The organism is Vibrio sp. 811 (assembly GCF_033339195.1).
In genome coordinates this window covers 1-760 of record NZ_JAWOUB010000326.1, presented here as the reverse complement: position 1 = coordinate 760, position 760 = coordinate 1, and the positions used below count along the sequence as shown (strand labels likewise).

General features: G+C 47.9%; 1 protein-coding gene. It reads right to left on the bottom strand.

Translation table 11 applies throughout. From position 1 onward, the window contains the following. The coding region (locus tag R7Q46_RS26650) for a DUF294 nucleotidyltransferase-like domain-containing protein (RefSeq protein WP_318078152.1) at positions 1-760 on the bottom strand (760 nt) is incomplete at both ends.

Below are 760 nucleotides of genomic sequence, written 5' to 3'. Positions count from 1 at the left end.
GCTTCGTTTAAGTTGTCTGCGGTCTCAGGTTCTAAGATGCGTTTTTTTCTTAGTGCTTCGATGCGTTCAAAGGTGTTTTTTTCTTCAATCGCATATTCCAACGACAAGGTGCGAATACCATGCACGATAGGGAAGATGCCACCACGTTTGATATCCAAACCATCCTTGGCACTTTTTACGTTGCCAAACAAAGTAAGGGGCACGGAAAATTGCAAAGCAGGGCGCGTGAAATCTGACAAAACCAGCATGCGATATTTCGTGCTGTCTCTGAGGTGATTTGCTATTGGGGTGAGAAGCTCTCGATTTCCTGCTACTGCATGTGCGTCACTGAAAATCGCTAAGTCCATGATTGGTTCAGGCTCCGCCTTCGCAATCCAATGATCTAAGGTGTGGATCCACTCTTGCTGTGTTTTGACCCATTTCGGGTTGTTGACCATCACTTTGCCGGGGCAGAGTGGGTAACCAAGCTGCTGCAGAGTATGGGTAAATGATTGCATTACTTGTTCGCAATGCGGCCATTCTAGCCCGTCTTCAATAATGAGCGCGTTGTCTTGGTCGGTCTTAAGAATTTGCTCGCCACGCCCTTCTGAGCCTAGCACGATCAAACAACAGTGGTCGTGCAAAGCTGGTGGCACCACCAGTTCAAAGGCTTTTTCGATAATTTGTTCGTTTACCGCAGAGATGAGCTCCATGATGAAGCGAGTGCGGATGCCGTTGCTAAGCAAGCTTTCTACCAGTTGACGTTGGCGGTTTGAGGCTA